The organism is Microbispora rosea (genome assembly GCF_900156315.1).
Lineage (GTDB): Bacteria > Actinomycetota > Actinomycetes > Streptosporangiales > Streptosporangiaceae > Microbispora > Microbispora rosea.
In genome coordinates this window covers 280,470-299,693 of the sequence record NZ_FTNI01000004.1, presented here as the reverse complement: position 1 = coordinate 299,693, position 19,224 = coordinate 280,470, and the positions used below count along the sequence as shown (strand labels likewise).

Here is a 19,224-nt window from a genome sequence, read left to right as displayed (position 1 = left end):
GCCGGCTCCGCCGTCCGCGGAATATGTCATTTCCCGAACGGAGGCGGTGGCGGACAGTCGAGCGGGTGCCGGACGAGGGCGACCGGCGTTCGGTCCGAGTGAGGCTCGCCGACCGCGGCCTCGCGCTCCTGGACAAGGTGCTGGACGAGGTGCTGGACGCGGGCGGCGTCCTCGTGGGGGAGCGCGGCCGCTGTGATTGCCCGGCGGGAGTCCATCGGGCGGTAGGCCGTACGGGACAGGCCCGACCAGGTGAACGGGGAACGGGCCGGTTTCCGGGAGGACGTGCTGGCCGTGGTTATCCGACGGACGGCGCGGTCGGTCCAGGGCAGGCCGCACCAGTCGTAGAGGTCGCGGAAGCCGTCGAGGGGCGCGGCGCACAGGTCCTCGTAACGCACGACCCTGATGCCGGGCGCCCGCCGGGCCACCGTGCCGGTGACCCGCCAGGCGACCCGCCACAAGACGGCCGCCGCGGTGATCACGTCCCGCTCGCCGGCGAAGGGCTCCAGCTCGGCCACGTACGGATGATCGCGCATCAGGAGGGGCTGGCCGAGCAGTTCGCGCACGTCCACCCTCCAGCCGAGCCGCCGCCAGCTCCCGGCGAACGACACGGGGTCGCGGACCACGACGACCACGCGGCACCCGAGGCGTTCGGCGAACCACTGGGCCGACAGGAGCGCGAACGGATCGTCCAGCAGCGCCCTCCTGGCCAGCAGGCGGCCGAGGGTGAACGCCGTGCCGTATTTGGCCATCCGCGCGAGGTCGCCCGGGCCGTGGTTGCGGCGCAGCTCGGCCGCCCACCCGTACCGCAGCGCGACCGTACGGGAGAACGCGGCCAGCCAGGGCGTCTCGTTGTCCGGGCAGATGTACTGGAAACGGTGGGTGACGGACGCGTCGAGCACGCCGGGAGAGCGGCCGGGCGGGCGCTGCGGGTTCAGCGGCTCGTTGACGTAGACCAGCCGCCCGCTGGCGGTGAGCATCCGGCCCACCCAGCTCGTGCCGCTGCGCGGCAGGCCGGTGACCAGCACAGGCGGTTGCGGTGTCACGACGCCGCCTTCATCCGGGCGGCCGTCGCCGGGGCGGGACGGCGCAGGCCCAGGGGGAGCAGGCCGTAGCGGCGATGGACCTGGACGGCGGGCAGCAGGTTCTTCACAAGCACGCCGCCCGACCAGCCCAGCACCGCCCCCAGCGCGCCGTACGCGGGGACGAGCAGCACGTCGAGGGCGATCGTCACGGCCACGGCCGCGGCCACGTTGGCCAGGCTGGCGGCCGTGCGCCCGCCGGCGACGAGCACGACGTCGACCATGCCGCAGGCGGTCGCCACCATCATCGTGGCCGAAAGGACGAGCGCGATCACGCTGCCGCCGGCGTAGGCGGGGCCGAACAGCGGCAGCAGCCACGGCGCGAGCGCCGCGTATCCCAGCCAGAGCGGCCAGGTGAGCGCGATCAGCCACCTGGTGGTGGTGCGATACAGCGCGCGGGCGCCGTCCAGGTCGCCCTCGGCGAGGGCCCTGACCAGCCGTGCCTGCGCGGCCTGGGCGAGCCCCTGACCGGCGAGCTGTCCCAGCACCTTGAACCGGGTCGCCGCCGTGTAGACGGCCGCCGCCGCGGGTCCCGCGAGCAGCGCGACGATCACCACGTCGAGCCGCTGGAACACCGATTGCAGGGCCGCCGCCACCGACCGAGGGGCGGTGTGCCGCCAGAAGGCGCCCACCTCCCCCACGTCGCACGGCCCGAGCCCGCGCAGCCGTACGGCGGCCAGCACCGCCCCGGCCACAGCGGGAAGCGCCCAGGCCGCGGCCAGCACCGGCGGCGGCGCCGCGCAGAGCACGGCGGCGGTGACGAGGGCGAGCTGCCCGAGCGGCTGGACGGCCCCGGTGAGCAGCAGTGTCGGCCGCATGGTGCCGAGGCCGCGGGTGGCGCAGATCAGCACGTCGGACAGGACGACGAACGGCAGGGAGGCGGCCAGCACGACCCAGACGCCGCCGGGCACGCCGGTGAGCCCGGCCAGCGGCCCGGCCGCCACGGCGACCCCGGCGCCCGTCACCGACGCGAGCGCGGCCACCGGGGCGAGGACCCCGCGGACCAGCCGGTGGCCCCCATCCCGGCCGGCGTCGCCGGCGGGCCTGTTACGGGCCAGGGCGTGGACGAGGCCGTTGCCGGTGTCGAGGCGGACGACGCCCGCGAGCATCAGGCACAGCGCCGTGGCCGTGAAGAACGCGCCGGCGGCCTGAGGGGACAGCGACCGCGTCACCACGAGCACGAGCGCGAACTGCCCGCCCGCGGCGGCGGCCGCCGTGGCCAGCCCGGCGGCTCCGTGCCGGAGAAGGCCCCTGCGCTCCGGAGGACTCCCGTGCGCGGACGGGCCCTCCCACCCGGACGGATTCCCGGGACCCTCCAGACCTCCGGTCGCGGACTGGTTCCCGTGCTCGGGGCGATCGCGTCCGGGACCCGCGGGAGGTCCGGTCAGCGCCGCCACGAGGGCACCGCTCCCAGCCACGGGACGAGCCGCGCGTCCCAGGGCTCGAAGTGCTCCCGCAGCCGCCGGTAGACGGACGCGGGCATGGTCTCCCGCGGCCGGGCGTTGTGCCGCTCGAACCTCACGCCGCCGAGCCGGGGCAGTCCCAGGAACCCCAGCACCCGGTCGTACGCGGCGCCGGGATCGCGGAACAGCAGCCCGCTGTCGAGGACCAGGATCCGGTCGCGCCCCACGAGCGGCTCCAGCCGGGCCAGCTGCTCGGCGTACCGTCCCCGGGCCAGGTAGGCGTGGTGCCGGTGCTCGTGGCTGGCGTAGCCGGGGACGGTCCGCAGCCGTTCCGCCTCACCGGCGAGGCGCTCGGGCTCCAGCGCGAGGGCGCGCTCGAAGCACGGCTCGGTCTCGAACCCCCGCGCCAGCTCGTGGGCGTGCGCGGAGCAGGCCCGCTCGACCGGGTCCCGGACCAGGACGATCAGCTTCACCCCGGGAAGGTCGTCGGCGATGCGGGCTCCCGCCAGGGGATGGAACAGGTAGTAAGGGGCGGACTCGAACGCCTGGGGGGCATGGCCCCACCGAAACCGGAGCGCCTGCGCGCTGGACGTCAGCGGGAAGTGGGCGCGATACCAGGGCAGGCCCCGCTCGTAGGCCATGTCGAAGTAGTGGACGCCCTTGCGCAGCACCGGCTTCATGACCAGCGGATGCCGGGACAGCGCGCGATACAGGGAGGTCGTGCCGCACCGCTGCGCCCCGATGATCAGGAACGACGGCAGCACCCTGCCCGCGCTGGTCGCCCTTCCGGCGGCGAGCGAGACGGCGTGCGCCGAGTGCTTCAGCGCCGGGTGCTTCAAAGCGGAATCCTTCAGAGCGGGGGGTTTCGGCGTTGACCTCACAGCAGGCACTCCAGGTGATCGACCAGGGGGTTCAGCCAGACGGCGGGGGGACCGAGCGGCTCGTGGCCGTCGCGGCGGTGCCGCTCGGCCAGGGTGACCAGGTAGTGGACCGCCGTACGGCGTGCCTGGGCCACGTCGACGCCGAACGGCTCCAGGAGCCCGCCCGCCTGGGCGAGACAGGACCGGGCGGCGACCGGAGGCGGCATCCGGCGCAGCGCCCGGTGGAAGAAGTGGTGCAGGGCGTCGAGGCCGGGCGGCACGCCCACCGCGAACCGCTCCCAGTCCCACACGAGCAGCCGCCCGTCCGTCCCCGCGGCGATGTTCCAGGGGGTGAAGTCGCCGTGCCAGGCCGCGGCCTCCCCGGAATCCGCCTCCTCGCCGTACGGGCGGATGGCGGCGATCTCCCGTACGGCCGACGCGAGCAGGGGAGCGGGCACGCGGCGGGAGCCCACGCGGAGGGAGGGCACGGGCAGCGGCGACAGCATCAGCACCTCCAGGCCCCGCCACTGGCCGTGGTACAGCACGTCGGGCGGCACGACGACCTTCAACGGCCGCCCGGCGAGCATGCGCAGCACCTCGCTCTCGTATCGCACCAGCCGCCTGGCCCGAGGCGTGTCGCCGACCTTCACGAACCCCGCGAGGCCCGACTCGTCGTACGCCTCCAGGATCGGCTTGCGGTTGGCGCGGCGGGCGGGCCTGACGTGGACGACGACCCGCATCCTGCGGCCGAGGACGTCGCTGAGGTGCGTCTCGATCGTGTCGATCCCGCCGCCGACGGGCAGGCCGCGCCCCAGTGCGCGGTGCCACCACGTGCGCGGGACGACCCGCCGGGGGACGAGGCGGTGCGGCAGCACGCTGCGGGCGCCGGTCCGTACGCCGGTCTGTACGCCGGGCCGGACGCCGGGGTGGGAAGGGGGGAACAGCAGGTCCATCACCTCGTCCAGGTAGTGGAGTCGATCGGCCGCGTCCCTCATCGGGCCTCCCCGAGGTCGGATGTCCTGGCGGCGTTGCGCCAGAGCAGGGCGAAGGAGATCAGATACAGGGTCAGAGCGCTGACCAGCCCGTCGTAGACGACCATGTAGAGCAGCACGAGGATCATCACGAGCGTCCCCGCCTTGCCGATGGGCGTCCGGTCGGCCCAGTAGCGCCGCACCGCTCCGGCGAAGAAGGCGACGTAGAGCAGGGCCCCCGCGAAGCCCTGGCTGATCAGCAGTAGCCACAGTTGCCCGTCGCTGCCGAGCGGGGGGTGGCCGCACTCCACACACCACGCGCTGCGGCCCGTCGTCACCGTGCGGTGGCTGCCGTACGCGTTGCGCGTGTTGCCGTACCCGACGACCGGTGAGGAGGCCGCGACCCGGGCGGTCGCCGCGATCGTGAACGCGCGGATGCCGTTGCTCTGCGGGTTGTCCAGCCGTTGCCCGACGATCGCGCTCAGCGGCGACAGCAGGAACGCCGCGGCGGCGACGGCCGCGACCGCTCCGGCCAGCAGGGGACGTGCGCCCCGGATCAGCAGATAGGCCGCCGAGATCCCGAGCCCGATCCACAGGCCCCGGTTGAGCGAGTAGACGACCGGGACCGCGGCCGCGGCGAGCGCGAGCACGGCCGCCACGCGGCGGTACGGCCCCCCGTAGGTCCACCAGCCGACCACGAACCAGATCACCAGCACTGAGATGTCGGCGCCCCAGGCGTTGGCCCACTCGAACGGCGCCTCGGGGCGCGGCGCGGCGTGCCCGAGCACGTGCTGCATCTGGGCCGCCGTCGGGTGGATCAGGTTGTTGACGAAGGGGTTGCCGCCGATCCACGACGGCAGCGCCATCTCCAGCGGCGAGGTGAACGCGAAGCCCGGGGCGAGCACGCCGAGCAGCCCGCCCGCGACGGCCGTCAGGAACAGCACGCCGAGCCACCTGACCAGGGTGCGCTGCGGCAGCTCGTCATGGGTGAGGTTGCCCAGGTAGAGCACCATGATCAGGAGCGAGACGTAGACGGCCAGCCGCATCAGGTAGCCGAGGACCCGGCCGGCGGCGAGCTCGCCGTACGTGCCGTCCGGCGTCTCGGCCAGCATGAGCGCGCTGATCAGGTAGCCCGCCAGCAGCAGCGCCCACAGGCCGAAGCCCTTCGGCGCGCGGATCGGCCGCCTGCGCCACAGCACCACCGTCATCGGCACGGCCAGCACCACTATCGACAGCCCGCCGAAACCGAGCGCCCACCAGACCGGATAACCGAGCAGGAACGCCGCGATCGGCCAGGCCCCCCGCCCGGCCCTGTGCCGGTGCCGGTGCCGAGGACGGGAAAGGTCCACCGGCGGCAGGACGGCGAGAGGGGCGGCGCGAGGGATGGTGCGCGGGGCGGGGAGGCTCACGCGCCCCACTCCGCCGTCTCGGGCACGGGCGCGACGAACCCCGGCGGCACGGCGACGGCGCCGAGCACGCGGGCGCCCTGCCGGGCGAGTTGCCGTACGGCCCGGGCGACCTCCGGGGAGGTCGTCCGCCGCAGGCCGACCAGCAGCACGGCGGCGTCGGGATGGGCGGACCGGCCGGTCACGACCGTCACCGGCACCAGATGCGCCAACGCGGGGCCGAGGCTCTTGGCGAGCAGTCTGGCCGTGCTCTGTGTCCCCGCGCCTTCGGAGTGCTTCGCCCTTGAACCTTCCGAGCGCCCTGCGCGCCCGCCTCCGAGGGTTCCCGTTCCCACGCCTTCGAGGAGCAGCCGGTGGGGCCCGCCGCCCAGCGACGTGGCGACGGCGGCGGCCATCTCGTCGAGGGACGCCGCGTCCGGCCTGGCCGGGAGCTCGGCGAGCAGCGGCAGGCCGCACAGCCGTTCGATGTCGTTGCAGGTGCGGATGCGGGTGTCCAGCCGGTCGCGGCCGAACGCGGCCCCGGCTCCGGCGAGCACGCCGAGGAACAGGCCGCTGCCGAGGAAGAGCGGCGGGCTCGGGTGGGCCGGCCGGGCGGGCGGCCTGGCGGGGCTGATCACCGTGCCCGGCGTCACCGCGACGGTCTTGAGCGCGTCGTAGCGCAGCGTGAGGTCCGACGCCTGACGGGCGAGCACGGCCTGCCGCCTGGACGTTCCCTGCCCCGCCGCGGTCTGGGTGATCGCGGTCTGGGTGGTCGTGGTCTGGGCCGTGCCGGCCTTGTCGAGTTCGTGTTCGACCTCGCGCAGCCGCGCGGCGATCAGCTTGAGCTGGCCGCCGATCGCGTCCTCCGCCGCGCGGGCGCGGTTGCGCAGATAGGCATCCGCGTACGCCTGGGCCCCCGCGGCCGCGGCCCGGGGATCGGACGCCGAGTAAGAAATGGAGAGAATGGCGGAATTGGGAGGGACGTCCACGGTCAGGTGCTCCCGCAATTCCTCCGGATCCGGATATTTCAGGGTCGCGGCGGCCATGGCCGAGACGACCGCCGATCGGGCGATCTGCGATTCGGTGTCGAGGTTGAGCGTTTCCCGCTGCCGGGAATTCGGCACGTTGAACTGTTCCTGCGCGCCGGTCGGCAGCACCTGCACCTGGGCGACCGCGGTGTAACGCGCGGGGGTCGTCGCGAGCGCCGCCGCCCCGCCGCCCACTCCCGCGAGCAGGAAGGTGACGGCGACCAGGCGCCTGCGCCGGAGCACAGAGCCGTATTCGGCAAGGTCGCGACTGTGCGGCGGCAGGCTCATCGAACTCCCCGTGCCCTCGGTTCGTCACGCGGCCGCGGCCGGCGGTGGGGCCACCGGTGCCCCTCCGGAGGGGGAGGGGAAGCCGGGCGCGTTCGCGGTCCCGGCGGCGGTCCGGCGGGATCCGGTCTCGAACTATAAGCCGCTGCGGAGTTTCGTCCCCGGCTATTGCCGAATTCGCGTCGGGTAATGGCCGTTCAATTAGCCGATGAAAACGGAAATATCCGTACACGTGAGATGGGGAAACGGCCCCCAAAGCCACGGGGATTGATGGGATGGTGTTTGCCCATCCGTTCAATGCGTGGTCTGCCGAGGAAGGGGGCGCGATGAGACTCATCGCCGGCTTGGCCGTACTGGTGGCGGGGGCGTGCGCGACGGCGTGCACGGGCACCGCCACGAGCGGGCGGGTGCCGGGCGGCGGCGCCGGGACGACGCCGGGCGCCTGCGCGGTCACGGACAAGCTCATCCCGACGTGCGGGGCGTGGTGGGGGATCGCGCCCGACGTCTTCTCCGGACGCGGCCCGATCCGCGCGGTGGACATGGCCGAGCGGCGCATGGGCCGCCGGGCCGACATCGTGCACGTCTACCACCGGGGCGGGGAGCTCTTCCCGACCGCCGAGGAGCGGGAGATCGCCAAGGGGCCCCGCCTGCTGCTGGTGAACTGGAAACCGGCGCTCGACCACACCTGGGCCGAGGTCGCCCGCGGCGATGTGGACAAACGCGTCGACCGGCTCGCCGAGCACATCCGGCGCACCTTCCCCGGCCGGTTCTTCCTCACGATCCACCACGAGCCGGAGAACGACGTGCGCGAGGGCGGGGGCTACTCGCCCGCCGACTACGTCGCGATGTACCGCCACGTGGTGACCCGCCTGCGGCAGCAGGGGGTGCGCAACGCGGTGACCGTGATGACCTACATGGGCGCGCCCAACTGGGCGGCCAAGCCGTGGTTCGGCAGGCTCTACCCCGGTGACGACGTGGTCGACTGGGTGGCCTTCGATCCGTACGCGGACGACCGGGTGCGCGACTTCGCCGGGCTGGTCGACAAGACCCGGCCCGACGCGCCGGGCTGGCCCGGCTTCTACCGGTGGATGCAGGCCAGGTTCCCGGCCAAGCCGATCATGGTCGCCGAGTGGGGCGCCTTCGAGCGGCGCGGGGCGCCGGGGTTCAAGCGCGACTTCTTCGAGTCCGTCCAGCGCCAGATCGCGGACTACCCGCAGATCAAGGCGCTGGTCTACTTCGACTCGCCGCTGGCGCCCCGGGGCGACACCAGGTTCGACACCACGCCGGGCGCCACCCGGGCGTTCGCGCAGCTCGGGCGGCTGCCCCGCTTCACGTCGACGCCGGTGCCGCCCTCCTAGAACCCACCCCTCAGCGGACCCAGCCGCCCGAGGAGACCACGTTCAGCACGGCGCCGACCGCGCGCTCGATCGTCATGTCCGTGGTGTCGAGGACGAGGTCGGCGTCCTCCGGCTCCTCGTACGGGTCGGAGATCCCGGTGAACTCCGGGATCAACCCGGCCCGCGCCTTGGCGTACAGGCCCTTGCGGTCGCGGCGCTCGCACTCCTCCAGCGGCGTGGCCACGTGGACGAGCAGGAAGTCGCCGCCGACCTCCTCGACCATCGCCCGCACCTCGTCCCGGGTCGCGGCGTACGGCGCGATGGGCGCGCAGATGGCCAGGCCGCCGTGGCGGGCGACCTCGGCGGCCACGAAGCCGATCCTGCGGATGTTGCGGTCGCGGTCCTCGCGCGAGAACGTGAGCCCCGCCGACAGCATCCGCCGCACGACGTCGCCGTCCAGGTAGGTGACCGCGCGGCCGCCCCGTTCGAGCAGCGCGTCGCGCAGGCCCCGGGCGATCGTCGACTTACCCGAGCCGGACAGGCCGGTGAAGAACACCACGAGCCCCCGCTTGTGCGGCGGCCCCGGGATGCTGACCGGCGCGGGACCGGCGTAGTGCTCGGTGGCGCCGTAGTTGCGGGCCACGTGCTCGCGGAGTTCGAGGTCGATCTCGGTGTCCTCGCGCGGCGCGAGCGGCACCGCGACCACCGTCGCACCGGGAAGCCGCTCGGCCGCCTTGAGCGCGGCGCGCACCACGGCAGGGCCGCCCTCGCCGAAGACGAGGGGCATGAGGAGCACGGTCGCGTCCAGTTCCTCGGCGGTCGCCGCCACGTCGTCGAGCGCGGCGCCGTCGAGCGGCCCGCGCATCGTCACCGCGAGAACCTCGCCGTCCGGCAGGTCCTTGCGGACCTCCTCCGGGGCGCGGCGCAGCCGGGAGAACGGGCCGTACACGGGGGCGTCGAGCGCCTCGACAGGTCCGGCGGCGTGGTGGCCGTCCCGCTCCACGACGGTCAGCACCGCGACCGCCGCGCCCTCCGGGTCCCGGAGCGTCACCCGGTCGCCGGGCCCGAACTCGTCCGGCAGCGCGATCGTGATCGGGTCGGGCCAGGAGGCCCCTCCGGGCAGCCGCCCGCGCTCGACGACGCTCTCCACCTCGGCCGAGGTGAGGAAGCCGGTCAACGGCGCGTACGCCCCGGACAGCAGCAGCTCCAGGTCGGCCAGCTCACGCGCGTCGGGCGTCCACTCGGTCATGGCATCCGTTTCCGCTTGATCGATCGGACCTCGATGGGGTCGGATACGCACCCTACTGGCACCGGCACGCATAGCGCGCCCGTGCCCGGGGCGTCTACAGGCAGACATTAATCCGAGGAGGTGCCCGTGGACGCCATCCGCGACCACGCGGAAGAGCGGCGATTTCGCGAATTCGTGTCCGCCCGCGCGCCGGCGCTGATGCGACTGGCCTATCTGCTGACCGGAGGGGACCAGCACTCCGCCGAGGACCTGGTGCAGACCGCCCTGGCCAAGGTCGTCACGCGGTGGGGGCACGTCGACGAGCCCGAGGCGTACGTGCGGCAGGTCATGTACCGCCAGCAGATCAGCTGGTGGCGGCTGGCGTGGCGGCAACGGGAGACCAGCATGGCCGACGTGCCCGAGTTCCCGGCCGGCCGCGCGGGCACCGACGAGGCCGAGCTGAGGATCATCCTGCGCCGGGCGCTCGCCAGGCTGACGCCCCGCCAGCGCGCCGTGCTCGTGCTGCGGTATCTGGAGGACCTGCCCGAGAACGAGGTGGCCCGCATCCTCGGCTGCTCGGTCGGGACCGTGCGCAGCACCGCGCACCGGTCCCTCGCCCGGCTGCGGGCGACCGCGCCGGAACTCGCCGACCTGCGCCTGAGTGAGGTGATCTCATGACGCCCCGAATGCTGAAGCAGACGCTGGAGGAGTGGTCGCGGGAGGTTCACGTCCCCGCCGACCTCGCCGACCGCGCGCTGCACCGCCGGTCGCGGCTGCGCCTGACGAGGTTCGCGGGGGTGGTCGCGTGCGCGGCCGTCGTGGCGGCCGTGGCCCTGCTGGTGCCGCTGGTCGTGGTCCCCCTCCTCGACAAGGCGCCGGTCTCGCAGGTCGGCGGCCCGCCGGTGGTCGTGCCCGTCCAGCCGTACCGGCAGACGACCCCGGCGCAGGACGTGCTCGCCGACACGGAGAACTCCCCGCCGAAGACGATGATCGCGGCGGGCAGGGTGGCAGTGTCCGCCTACTACACGCGGCGGGTGCGTACGGTCGCCGGGCGCAAGATGCTCGACCGCACGTGGTATCTCCTCGACCAGGTGACCGGGAGCTACGAGAAGACGGAGTGGGGCTGGGTCGAGGTCGCACCCGGCCTGCGCTGGGCGGCGGTCCTGGAGAAGGAACTGCCCGTGCGGAGGATAGGCATCTTCGACATGGAGACCCGGCGGGTGCGGGCGTGGGTGCCGGTGGACCAGCCCGTGGGCGGCGTGTCCTGGTCGCCCGACGGCACCCGGCTTGTGGCCACCGCCTACGACGAGTCCCCCGACCTGGACCGGACGTCCGTCGACGAGCAGCGGTGCCCGGCACGGGTCGCGGCGACGCCGGAGGACCCCCGGCTGCCGCCCCAGATGATCTCCACCAGCCGCACCGGCTTCTACGTCGTCGACGCGGCGACCGCGACGGCGGGGGACTTCCACGCCGTCGATCCCTGCTTGACCGACAACAGCAACATGCGGCGCGATTTCGGCTGGAGCGACGACGGCACGCTGGTCCGCGAGGCCAGCAACATCTGGAAGCGGCCCGACGCCTTCTACGACCTCGACGGCAGGCCGCACGACGCGCCTGCCGGCTACGTCGTCACGGAATCGAAGGCGGGCGTGTCGCCGGACGGCACGCTGCTCGCCGGCCCCGACGGCATGCCCACCAAGGTCACCGAGCTCTCGACAGGCAAGGTCGTGGGCCGCCAGCAGGTGCTCCAGCTTCTCGCCTGGGCCGACGACCGCCGCCTGGTCGCCCTGGGCTGCGCGGACACGTGCGGAAGCGAGTTCCACAACGGCCTGGTCCTGGTGGGCGTCGACGGCGAGGACATGGTCCAGCTCTCGGTCTACCGGAAGAACAGCCAGGAGGCCGGAACGTGGCAACCGGCCCTGACGCCCAGGTAGCGGCTCAGATGAGGCGGGCGAAATGGTTCTGCGGACGGCGGATCACCATGGTGATCTCGTCCTCGGTGCCGTTGAGCCCGCCTCGCGAGAACGCGGCCACGGCCCGGCAGACCACGGCGACCAGACCGCCGTGCGGACCCCGCCGGGCCGGGCCGCTCACCGCCGAGTAGTCCTCCGCGATCATGAGCCCGCGCATCAGGCAGTACGCCTGGATGGCCTCGCGGGAGGCCAGCGGCTCGTAGACCGCGGGAAGCGGCCCCACCGATCCGGCCGGGGTGAGCGTGCGCCACAGCGCCCGGCGCAGCCAGCGGGGGGTCACCCGGTCGCAGAAGCCGTACGCCGACTTGCGGTCGCGCATCTTCAGCAGCAGCAGCCCGCCGGGGCGCAGCCCGGCGACGAGCCGGTCGAGCACGAGCTCGGCGTGGCGGATGCGTTCGAGGAGGAACGACACGTAGACGACGTCGAAGGAGCGCGGCGGGATCGGCACGAGACGCAGGTCGCCCAGGTAGGACGCCTCCAGGTCGTCGCGGTTTGCGGTGTGGGTCCGCAGCGCCGGCAGATCCTCGTCCACCCCCGTCATCCTCGGCTCGTAGCGCCCCACGTCGAGGACGCCTCCCCGGCCGCATCCGGCGATGAGGATGTCGAGACGCCGGCCGAGCTGGTCGGTCCACTGCTCGCGAATCCGTTGGCTGAACACGTCGTCCTGGTCGGCGGACGACAACCGAACCTCTGTCATACGACTGAGAGTAATCATTTGACGACTCTACGTTGCGCATTTGCCGTCGTCCCTCATGTCCCGGCCGCGGAGCGAGCGGAGCGAGGCGGAGGGACAGGGCGTAGCCTTGGTAGCCGCGGCCCGGTTGGGAGCGTCTCGCGGATCTCCTCCGTCAGGGGGTCGGCCGGATGAACGGGGTCGCGTCCGCACGCCTGCTGTCTTTGTCACGGGGCTTTTGAAGGCATCGATGTCTCTTTCCGGACTGCTCGATCTCGTATCCGCCGAACCCAGGCTGGCCGCCGCGCTCGACGCCGCCGGCCATGCCGCCCACCCGGGCGCCGAGCTGCTGGCGCCGCCCGCGCTGCGGCCGTTCGCCGTGGCCGCGCTGTCTCGCGTACGGCCGGTGCTCGCCGTCACGGCGACCGGGCGCGAGGCGGAGGATCTCGCCGCCGCGCTCACGAGCCTGGTCGACGAGAACTCCGTGGCCGTCTTCCCCGCCTGGGAGACGCTGCCGCACGAGCGCCTGTCGCCGCGCAGCGACACCGTCGGCCAGCGCCTCGCCGTGCTGCGGCGGCTGGCGCACCCGATCGAGGGCGACCAGACCGCCGGCCCGCTGCGGATCGTGGTCGCCCCGATCCGCTCGCTGCTCCAGCCCATCGTGGCCGGGCTCGGCGACCTGGCGCCCGTACGGCTGCGCGCGGGCGACGACGCCGACCTGGACGACGTGGTGGCCCGGCTGGTCGAGAACGGCTACCACCGGGTGGACATGGTGGAGAAGCGCGGCGAGGTGGCCGTGCGCGGCGGCCTGCTCGACGTGTTCCCGCCCACCGAGGAGCACCCGCTGCGGCTGGAGTTCTGGGGCGACACGATCGAGGAGATCCGCTGGTTCAAGGTGGCCGACCAGCGCTCGCTCGAGGTCGCCCAGGACGGGCTGTTCGCCGCGCCCTGCCGTGAGCTGCTGCTCACCGACGACGTACGGCGGCGCGCCCGCGAGCTGGGCGAGGAGCACCCGGCGCTGAAGGACGTGCTCGACCAGCTCGCCGAGGGTGTGCCCGTGGAGGGCATGGAGGCGTTCGCACCCGTGCTCGCCGGGGAGATGGACCTGCTGCTCGACCACCTGCCGATCCGGTCGGCCGTGTTCGTCTGCGACCCCGAGCGCATCCGCGGGCGGGCGGTCGAGCTGGTCCACACCAGCCAGGAGTTCATGGAGGCGTCGTGGATCGCCGCGGCGGCGGGCGGCGAGGCCCCGATCGACCTGGAGGCGGCCGCCTTCCGCACGCTGGAGGAGGTGCGCGACCACGCCGGCGAGCTGGGCCAGCCGTGGTGGAGCATCGCCCCCTTCGGCGAGGGCGTGGAGCTGGACGCCCAGGACGTCGAGGCCTATCGGGGCGACACCCAGCGGGCGCTCGCCGACATCAAGGGCTGGATGGGCGCGGGCAAGGCCGTCGTGCTGCTGAGCGAGGGCCACGGCCCGGCCGAGCGCATGGTCGAGCTGCTCAAGGGCGTGGACGTGGCGGCGCGGCTGGTGCCGTCCCTCGACGGTCCGCCGCCGAAGGACGTCGTGCAGGTCACGACGGGCAGGATCGACCACGGCTTCGTCACGCCGGACGTCGCCGTCCTGACCCACCTCGACCTCGTCGGCCAGAAGGCGTCCACCAAGGACATGCGGCGGCTGCCGTCGCGCCGCCGCAACATGGTCGACCCTCTCCAGCTCAAGGTCGGCGACCACGTGGTGCACGAGCAGCACGGCGTGGGCCGCTACATCGAGATGGTGCAGCGCACGATCCAGGGTGCGACCCGCGAATACCTGGTGATCGAGTACGCCAAGGGCGACCGGCTCTACGTGCCGACCGACCAGCTCGACGAGGTCACGCGCTACGTCGGCGGCGAGGCCCCCACGCTCAACCGCATGGGCGGGGCCGACTGGGCCAAGGCCAAGACCAGGGCGAAGAAGGCGGTCAGGGAGATCGCGGGCGAGCTGATCCGGCTCTACTCGGCCCGGATGGCCTCGCCCGGTCACGCGTTCGCGTCCGACAGTCCGTGGCAGCGGGAGATGGAGGACGCCTTCCCGTACGCGGAGACGGGCGACCAGCTCGAAGCGATCGACGAGGTCAAGCGCGACATGGAGCGGCCCGTCCCGATGGACCGGCTGATCTGCGGCGACGTCGGCTACGGCAAGACCGAGATCGCGGTGCGGGCGGCGTTCAAGGCGGTGCAGGACGGCAAGCAGGTCGCCGTCCTCGTGCCGACGACGCTGCTCGTGCAGCAGCACCTGTCGACGTTCGGCGAGCGGTTCGCGAGCTTCCCCGTCGCCGTGAAGCCGGTCTCCCGGTTCCAGGCGGACTCCGAGGTGCGGGAGACCCTCGACGGGCTGCGTACGGGCGCGGTCGACGTGGTGATCGGCACGCACCGGCTGCTGTCGCCCGAGGTGAAGTTCAAGGACCTCGGCCTGATCATCGTGGACGAGGAGCAGCGGTTCGGCGTCGAGCACAAGGAGGCCATGAAGCACATGCGGACGCAGGTGGACGTGCTCGCCATGTCGGCGACGCCGATTCCGCGGACGCTGGAGATGGGCCTCACCGGCATCCGCGAGATGTCGACCATCCTCACCCCGCCGGAGGAGCGGCACCCGATCCTCACGTTCGTCGGGCCGTACGACGAGAAGCAGATCGCGGCGGCGATCCGGCGCGAGCTGATGCGCGACGGCCAGGTGTTCTTCGTGCACAACCGGGTCCGGACGATCGACAAGGTGGCCTCGCGGCTGCACGAGCTGGTGCCGGAGGCGCGGATCGCGGTCGCCCACGGGCAGATGAACGAGACCCAGCTCGAAAAGATCATGGTGGACTTCTGGGAGCGCAACTTCGACGTGCTCGTCTCCACGACGATCGTCGAGTCCGGCCTCGACGTGCCCAACGCCAACACGCTCATCGTGGACCGCGCGGACAACTACGGCCTGTCGCAGCTCCACCAGCTGCGCGGCCGGGTCGGCCGGGGCCGCGAGCGCGGCTACGCCTACTTCCTCTACCCGCCCGAGTCGCCGCTGACCGAGACCGCGCACGAGCGGCTCGCCACGATCGCCCAGCACACCGAGATGGGCGCCGGCATGTACGTCGCCATGAAGGACCTGGAGATCCGCGGCGCCGGCAACATCCTCGGGGCCGAGCAGTCGGGCCACATCGCCGGCGTCGGCTTCGACCTGTACGTCCGCATGATGGCCGAGGCCGTCCAGGAGCAGAAGTCCAAGCTCGCGGGCGAGGAGAGGGTGGAGGAGCGGCCCGACGTCAAGGTCGAGCTGCCGATCAACGCCCACGTGCCGCACGACTACGTCACCTCCGAGCGGCTGCGCCTTGAGGCGTACAAGCGGATCGCGGCCATCGGCTCGGAGGAGGACATCACGGCCGTCCGCGACGAGCTCACCGACCGGTACGGCAGGCAGCCCCAGGAGGTGGACAACCTGCTGGAGGTGGCGCGCTTCCGGATCCGGGCCCGCAAGGCGGGGCTGACCGACGTGACGCTGCAGGGCCAGCAGATCAGGTTCGCGCCCGTGGAGCTGAAGGACTCCCAGCAGGTGCGGCTGCAGCGGCTCTACCCCCGATCCATCTGGAAGCAGGCGACGGGCATCCTGCTCGTGCCGGTGCCCAAGACCAAACCGATCGGCGGTCAGCCACTACGCGACCTCGACCTGCTGAAATGGTGTGGGGACCTGGTCGAGGCCCTGTTCCTGGAGCCGATGCGGGTACAGTGACCCGCGAAATTGTCAACATACGCGTGGCCGGTGTCGTTCGGGAGGATCGTCCGTGAAGTCGTATCGAGTGCGCGTCGCCGTGGCGCTGGCGGCGGCCGGGATCGCCGTGACCGCGTGCGGCGGCCCCGTGCAGGCGGGTTCCGCGGCCATCGTGGGCAAGGAGCGCATCACCTCCAGTGAGCTGAACGACGAGGTCCGCGCGCTGCGCGCCGACCTGGCCGCCAACAAGATCCCCGAGAACCAGCTCCAGCTGTCCTTCTCGCTGCCGCAGACGGTCCTGCTCAACATGACCACGAGCAGGCAGTTCCAGGAGCTCGGCCGGCGCAAGGGCGTCGCGGTCAGCGACCGCGAGGTCGACGACATCGCCACGGCCCAGGGCGGCTGGGACCAGTTCAACAAGGTGCTGCTGGCCAACGCGATCCCGCTGGACGAGGGCCGCGACTTCATCCGGGCCGTCGTCGTCCGCAACAAGCTGGCGCAGCAGGCCGGCGCCGGGCAGGACCAGGCGGCACAGCAGGCGGCCATCCAGAAGATCATCCAGGAGGCCGACTCGACCGTGCCGGTGAGGTACAGCCCGCGCTACGGCAAGTTCGACCCCCAGCAGGGCTTCGTCGCCGACGACCGCTTCGGCTCGGCGGGCGGGGCCGCGGCCGGCGGGGCCGCCGGGGGTGCGCCCGACGCCGGCCAGGCCGGCTGATCGCGGGCCCGGACGGTACGGCAGGCGGCCCGGCGACGCCGGGGCGGGCGGGCTCATTAGGCTGAGGCCATGGCGTTGATCGTGGTGACCACCTCGCCCCGGGTCGCTCCGGGCCTGCTCGCGCCCGCGGCGTGGCAGGCCCTCACCCGAGGGCGGGTGCTCACCGGCACCCAGGACCACCCCTACCTGCCCTATCTCGGTGAGGCCGGCGTCCTGGTCGAGGTGGTGACCCCCGACCCCGGCGCGATCGCGCGCGAGAGCCGTACGGGGACGGTGGTGTGGCTGGCCGCGCAGGACGGCGACGAGGACTTCATGCGCGCGGTCGGCCACGCCTCGATCTCCCTGGACGAGCCGCCGGAGATCGAGGTCGTCCCCGGCTCCTACGACCTGCCCGGCGCCCGGCTGCTCGACCTCGTCCAGGTCATGGACCGGCTGCGCCGCGAGTGCCCGTGGGACCGCAAGCAGACTCACGAGTCGCTCGTGCCCTACCTGGTCGAAGAGGCCTACGAGGTGCTGGAGACCATCCACGAGGGCGACTACGGCCCGCCGCTGCGCGAGGAGCTCGGCGACCTGCTGCTCCAGGTGGTGTTCCACGCCAGGCTCGCCCAGGAGCGGATGGGGACGGACGGGGACGGCTTCGACATCGACGACGTGGCGGACGGGATCGTGGAGAAGCTGGTCCGCCGCCACCCGCACGTCTTCGCGGACGTCGCGGTCTCCGGCGCCGGTGATGTCGCCGACAACTGGGAGACGATCAAGGCGGCCGAGCGGGCCGCCAAGGGGGAGACCGCCTCGGCGCTCAGCGGCGTGCCCATGGGCCAGCCGGCGATCTCGCTGGCCGCCCAGCTCCTGCGCCGGGCCGGCCGGGCCGGGGCGCCCGCCTCTCTCGCCGGCGACCTCGCCCCGTCCGCCGGCGCCCGCCTGTTCGCGCTCGTACGGGAGACCCAGGACGCGGGGCTCGATCCCGAGGCCGAGCTCAGGGCGGCGGCCAGGGAATACCGGCGGCGCGTGGAGGAATGGGAGGGCGCCCGCCCTGACACGCCGTGAACGGGCAGCCCTGCGCCATACCGGGTAGTAGGGACCGATAGGCTCGGGTGGCAAACCGCCCGCCATTTTGCTAGGAGCGTTCGTGGCTGCCATCGAGGCCATCACCGCCCGCGAGATCCTCGACTCCCGTGGGAACCCCACGGTCGAGGTCGAGGTACTGCTGGACGACTACAGCACCGGCCGTGCCGCCGTTCCGAGTGGCGCCTCCACCGGTCAGTTCGAGGCCGTCGAGCTGCGCGACGGCGACAAGAAGCGCTATCTCGGCAAGGGTGTCGAGAAGGCCGTCCTCGGCGTTACCGACGAGATCGCCGACGAGCTCATCGGGTTCGACGCCGAGGAGCAGCGTCTCATCGACCAGACGATGATCGACCTGGACGGCACGCCCAACAAGGCCCGGCTCGGGGCCAACGCGCTCCTCGGCATCTCGCTGGCCGTCGCCAAGGCCGCGGCCGACAGCGCCGACCTGCCCCTGTTCCGCTACGTCGGCGGGCCGAACGCGCACATCCTGCCCGTGCCGATGATGAACATCCTGAACGGCGGCGCGCACGCCGACACCAACGTGGACATCCAGGAGTTCATGATCGCGCCGATCGGCGCCGAGACGTTCTCCGAGGCCGTGCGCATGGGCGCCGAGACCTACCACACGCTCAAGAGCGTGCTGAAGGAGAAGGGCTACGCCACCGGCCTGGGTGACGAGGGCGGCTTCGCGCCGAACCTGCCGTCGAACCGCGACGCGCTCGACCTGATCCTGGTCGCCATCGAGAAGGCCGGCTACACGCCGGGCCAGGACATCGCGCTCGCGCTCGACGTCGCGGCCAGCGAGTTCCACAACGACGGCGTCTACACGATCGACGGCAAGGGCGTGTCGTCCGCCGAGCTGATCTCCTTCTACGAGGACCTGGTCCGCTCCTACCCGCTGGTCTCCATCGAGGACCCGCTGGACGAGGAGGACTGGGAGGGCTGGAAGGCCATCACCGCCTCCCTCGGGGCCAAGGTCCAGCTCGTGGGCGACGACCTGTTCGTCACCAACCCCGAGCGGCTCGGCCGCGGCATCGCCGAGGGCGCGGCCAACGCGCTGCTGGTGAAGGTCAACCAGATCGGCACGCTGTCGGAGACCCTCGACGCGGTCGACCTGGCCCACCGCAGCGGCTACCGCTCCATGATGAGCCACCGCTCCGGCGAGACCGAGGACACCACGATCGCCGACCTCGCCGTGGCCACCAACTGCGGCCAGATCAAGACCGGCGCGCCGGCCCGCTCGGACCGGGTGGCCAAGTACAACCAGCTCCTGCGCATCGAGGAGCTGCTGGACGACGCGGCGCGCTACGCCGGTCGCGCCGCCTTCCCGCGCTTCCAGGCGTAGCGGGCGGCACAGGGGGCAGGGCTCCGGCCAGCACGTCCCGGGCGCGTGGTGCGGCGATGCCGTACCCCGTCCGGGCGTGGACGGCCGGGACGGGCGGTTAGTGTGGTGGCCGTTGTGATCGGGCCACACGCTGACCGACCGGGAGGG

At 72.8% G+C, this 19,224-nt stretch carries 15 protein-coding genes; 7 read left to right on the top strand and 8 right to left on the bottom strand.

Going from position 1 to position 19,224, the window contains the following annotated elements:
- Positions 1-26 precede the first annotated feature (26 nt).
- Genes BXA11_RS45285 through BXA11_RS08580 form a run of 6 tightly spaced genes read right to left on the bottom strand, consistent with a single transcriptional unit; the run spans position 27 to position 7,014 of the window.
- Positions 27-1,043, bottom strand: a complete 1,017-nt coding sequence (locus BXA11_RS45285; RefSeq protein WP_083744064.1) for a sulfotransferase — start codon at positions 1,041-1,043, stop codon at positions 27-29.
- On the bottom strand, positions 1,040-2,497 hold the full coding sequence (locus BXA11_RS08600) for a lipopolysaccharide biosynthesis protein (RefSeq protein WP_239105060.1): 1,458 nt from the start codon (positions 2,495-2,497) through the stop codon (positions 1,040-1,042). The genes BXA11_RS45285 and BXA11_RS08600 overlap by 4 nt, the downstream gene beginning before the upstream one ends.
- On the bottom strand, positions 2,464-3,321 hold the full coding sequence (locus tag BXA11_RS08595) for a sulfotransferase domain-containing protein (protein ID WP_076434004.1): 858 nt from the start codon (positions 3,319-3,321) through the stop codon (positions 2,464-2,466). Before BXA11_RS08595 ends, BXA11_RS08600 begins: the two co-directional genes overlap by 34 nt.
- A 38-nt stretch (positions 3,322-3,359) precedes the next feature.
- The gene (locus BXA11_RS08590; protein WP_076434003.1) at positions 3,360-4,337 is read right to left on the bottom strand and encodes a hypothetical protein; all 978 of its coding nucleotides are present in this window, start codon (positions 4,335-4,337) and stop codon (positions 3,360-3,362) included.
- The gene (locus tag BXA11_RS08585) at positions 4,334-5,722 is read right to left on the bottom strand and encodes a hypothetical protein (protein WP_239105061.1); all 1,389 of its coding nucleotides are present in this window, start codon (positions 5,720-5,722) and stop codon (positions 4,334-4,336) included. Before BXA11_RS08585 ends, BXA11_RS08590 begins: the two co-directional genes overlap by 4 nt.
- Entirely contained in the window at positions 5,719-7,014 is a 1,296-nt protein-coding gene (locus BXA11_RS08580; RefSeq protein WP_076434002.1) for a YveK family protein, read from the bottom strand. The genes BXA11_RS08585 and BXA11_RS08580 overlap by 4 nt, the downstream gene beginning before the upstream one ends.
- A 323-nt stretch (positions 7,015-7,337) precedes the next feature.
- On the opposite strand from BXA11_RS08580, the gene BXA11_RS08575 reads away from it, so the two are divergent.
- The gene (locus tag BXA11_RS08575; RefSeq protein WP_076434001.1) at positions 7,338-8,369 is read left to right on the top strand and encodes a glycoside hydrolase family 26 protein; all 1,032 of its coding nucleotides are present in this window, start codon (positions 7,338-7,340) and stop codon (positions 8,367-8,369) included.
- A gap of 10 nt (positions 8,370-8,379) precedes the next feature.
- On the opposite strand, the gene cysC is transcribed toward BXA11_RS08575, so the two are convergent.
- Positions 8,380-9,669, bottom strand: coding sequence for an adenylyl-sulfate kinase (gene cysC / locus BXA11_RS08570; protein WP_275409718.1), 1,290 nt, complete (start codon positions 9,667-9,669; stop codon positions 8,380-8,382).
- Between the two features lie 54 nt (positions 9,670-9,723).
- Between cysC and BXA11_RS08565 the strand changes: the two genes are divergently transcribed.
- The gene (locus BXA11_RS08565; protein ID WP_308441059.1) at positions 9,724-10,254 is read left to right on the top strand and encodes a SigE family RNA polymerase sigma factor; all 531 of its coding nucleotides are present in this window, start codon (positions 9,724-9,726) and stop codon (positions 10,252-10,254) included.
- Positions 10,251-11,510, top strand: coding sequence for a WD40 repeat domain-containing protein (locus tag BXA11_RS08560; protein ID WP_143734153.1), 1,260 nt, complete (start codon positions 10,251-10,253; stop codon positions 11,508-11,510). The genes BXA11_RS08565 and BXA11_RS08560 overlap by 4 nt, the downstream gene beginning before the upstream one ends.
- A 4-nt stretch (positions 11,511-11,514) precedes the next feature.
- On the opposite strand, the gene BXA11_RS08555 is transcribed toward BXA11_RS08560, so the two are convergent.
- Positions 11,515-12,246 carry a methyltransferase domain-containing protein gene (locus tag BXA11_RS08555; protein WP_030507608.1) on the bottom strand — a complete coding sequence of 244 codons (732 nt, stop codon included), beginning with the start codon at positions 12,244-12,246 and terminating at the stop codon, positions 11,515-11,517.
- A gap of 226 nt (positions 12,247-12,472) precedes the next feature.
- Between BXA11_RS08555 and mfd the strand changes: the two genes are divergently transcribed.
- The 4 genes from mfd (at position 12,473) to eno (ending at position 19,077) form a co-directional block, all read left to right on the top strand.
- The gene (mfd, locus tag BXA11_RS08550; protein ID WP_076433998.1) at positions 12,473-15,970 is read left to right on the top strand and encodes a transcription-repair coupling factor; all 3,498 of its coding nucleotides are present in this window, start codon (positions 12,473-12,475) and stop codon (positions 15,968-15,970) included.
- A gap of 52 nt (positions 15,971-16,022) precedes the next feature.
- Complete coding sequence (locus BXA11_RS08545; protein WP_159454748.1) at positions 16,023-16,667, top strand: SurA N-terminal domain-containing protein; 645 nt, start codon at positions 16,023-16,025, stop codon at positions 16,665-16,667.
- 69 nt (positions 16,668-16,736) lie between these two features.
- Positions 16,737-17,714 (top strand): nucleoside triphosphate pyrophosphohydrolase, encoded by a 978-nt coding sequence (locus BXA11_RS08540; protein ID WP_076433996.1) that lies wholly within the window; start codon positions 16,737-16,739, stop codon positions 17,712-17,714.
- A gap of 82 nt (positions 17,715-17,796) precedes the next feature.
- A complete protein-coding gene (gene eno, locus BXA11_RS08535) occupies positions 17,797-19,077 on the top strand; it encodes a phosphopyruvate hydratase (protein WP_030507604.1) in 1,281 nt (426 codons plus the stop codon).
- Positions 19,078-19,224: the final 147 nt, after the last annotated feature.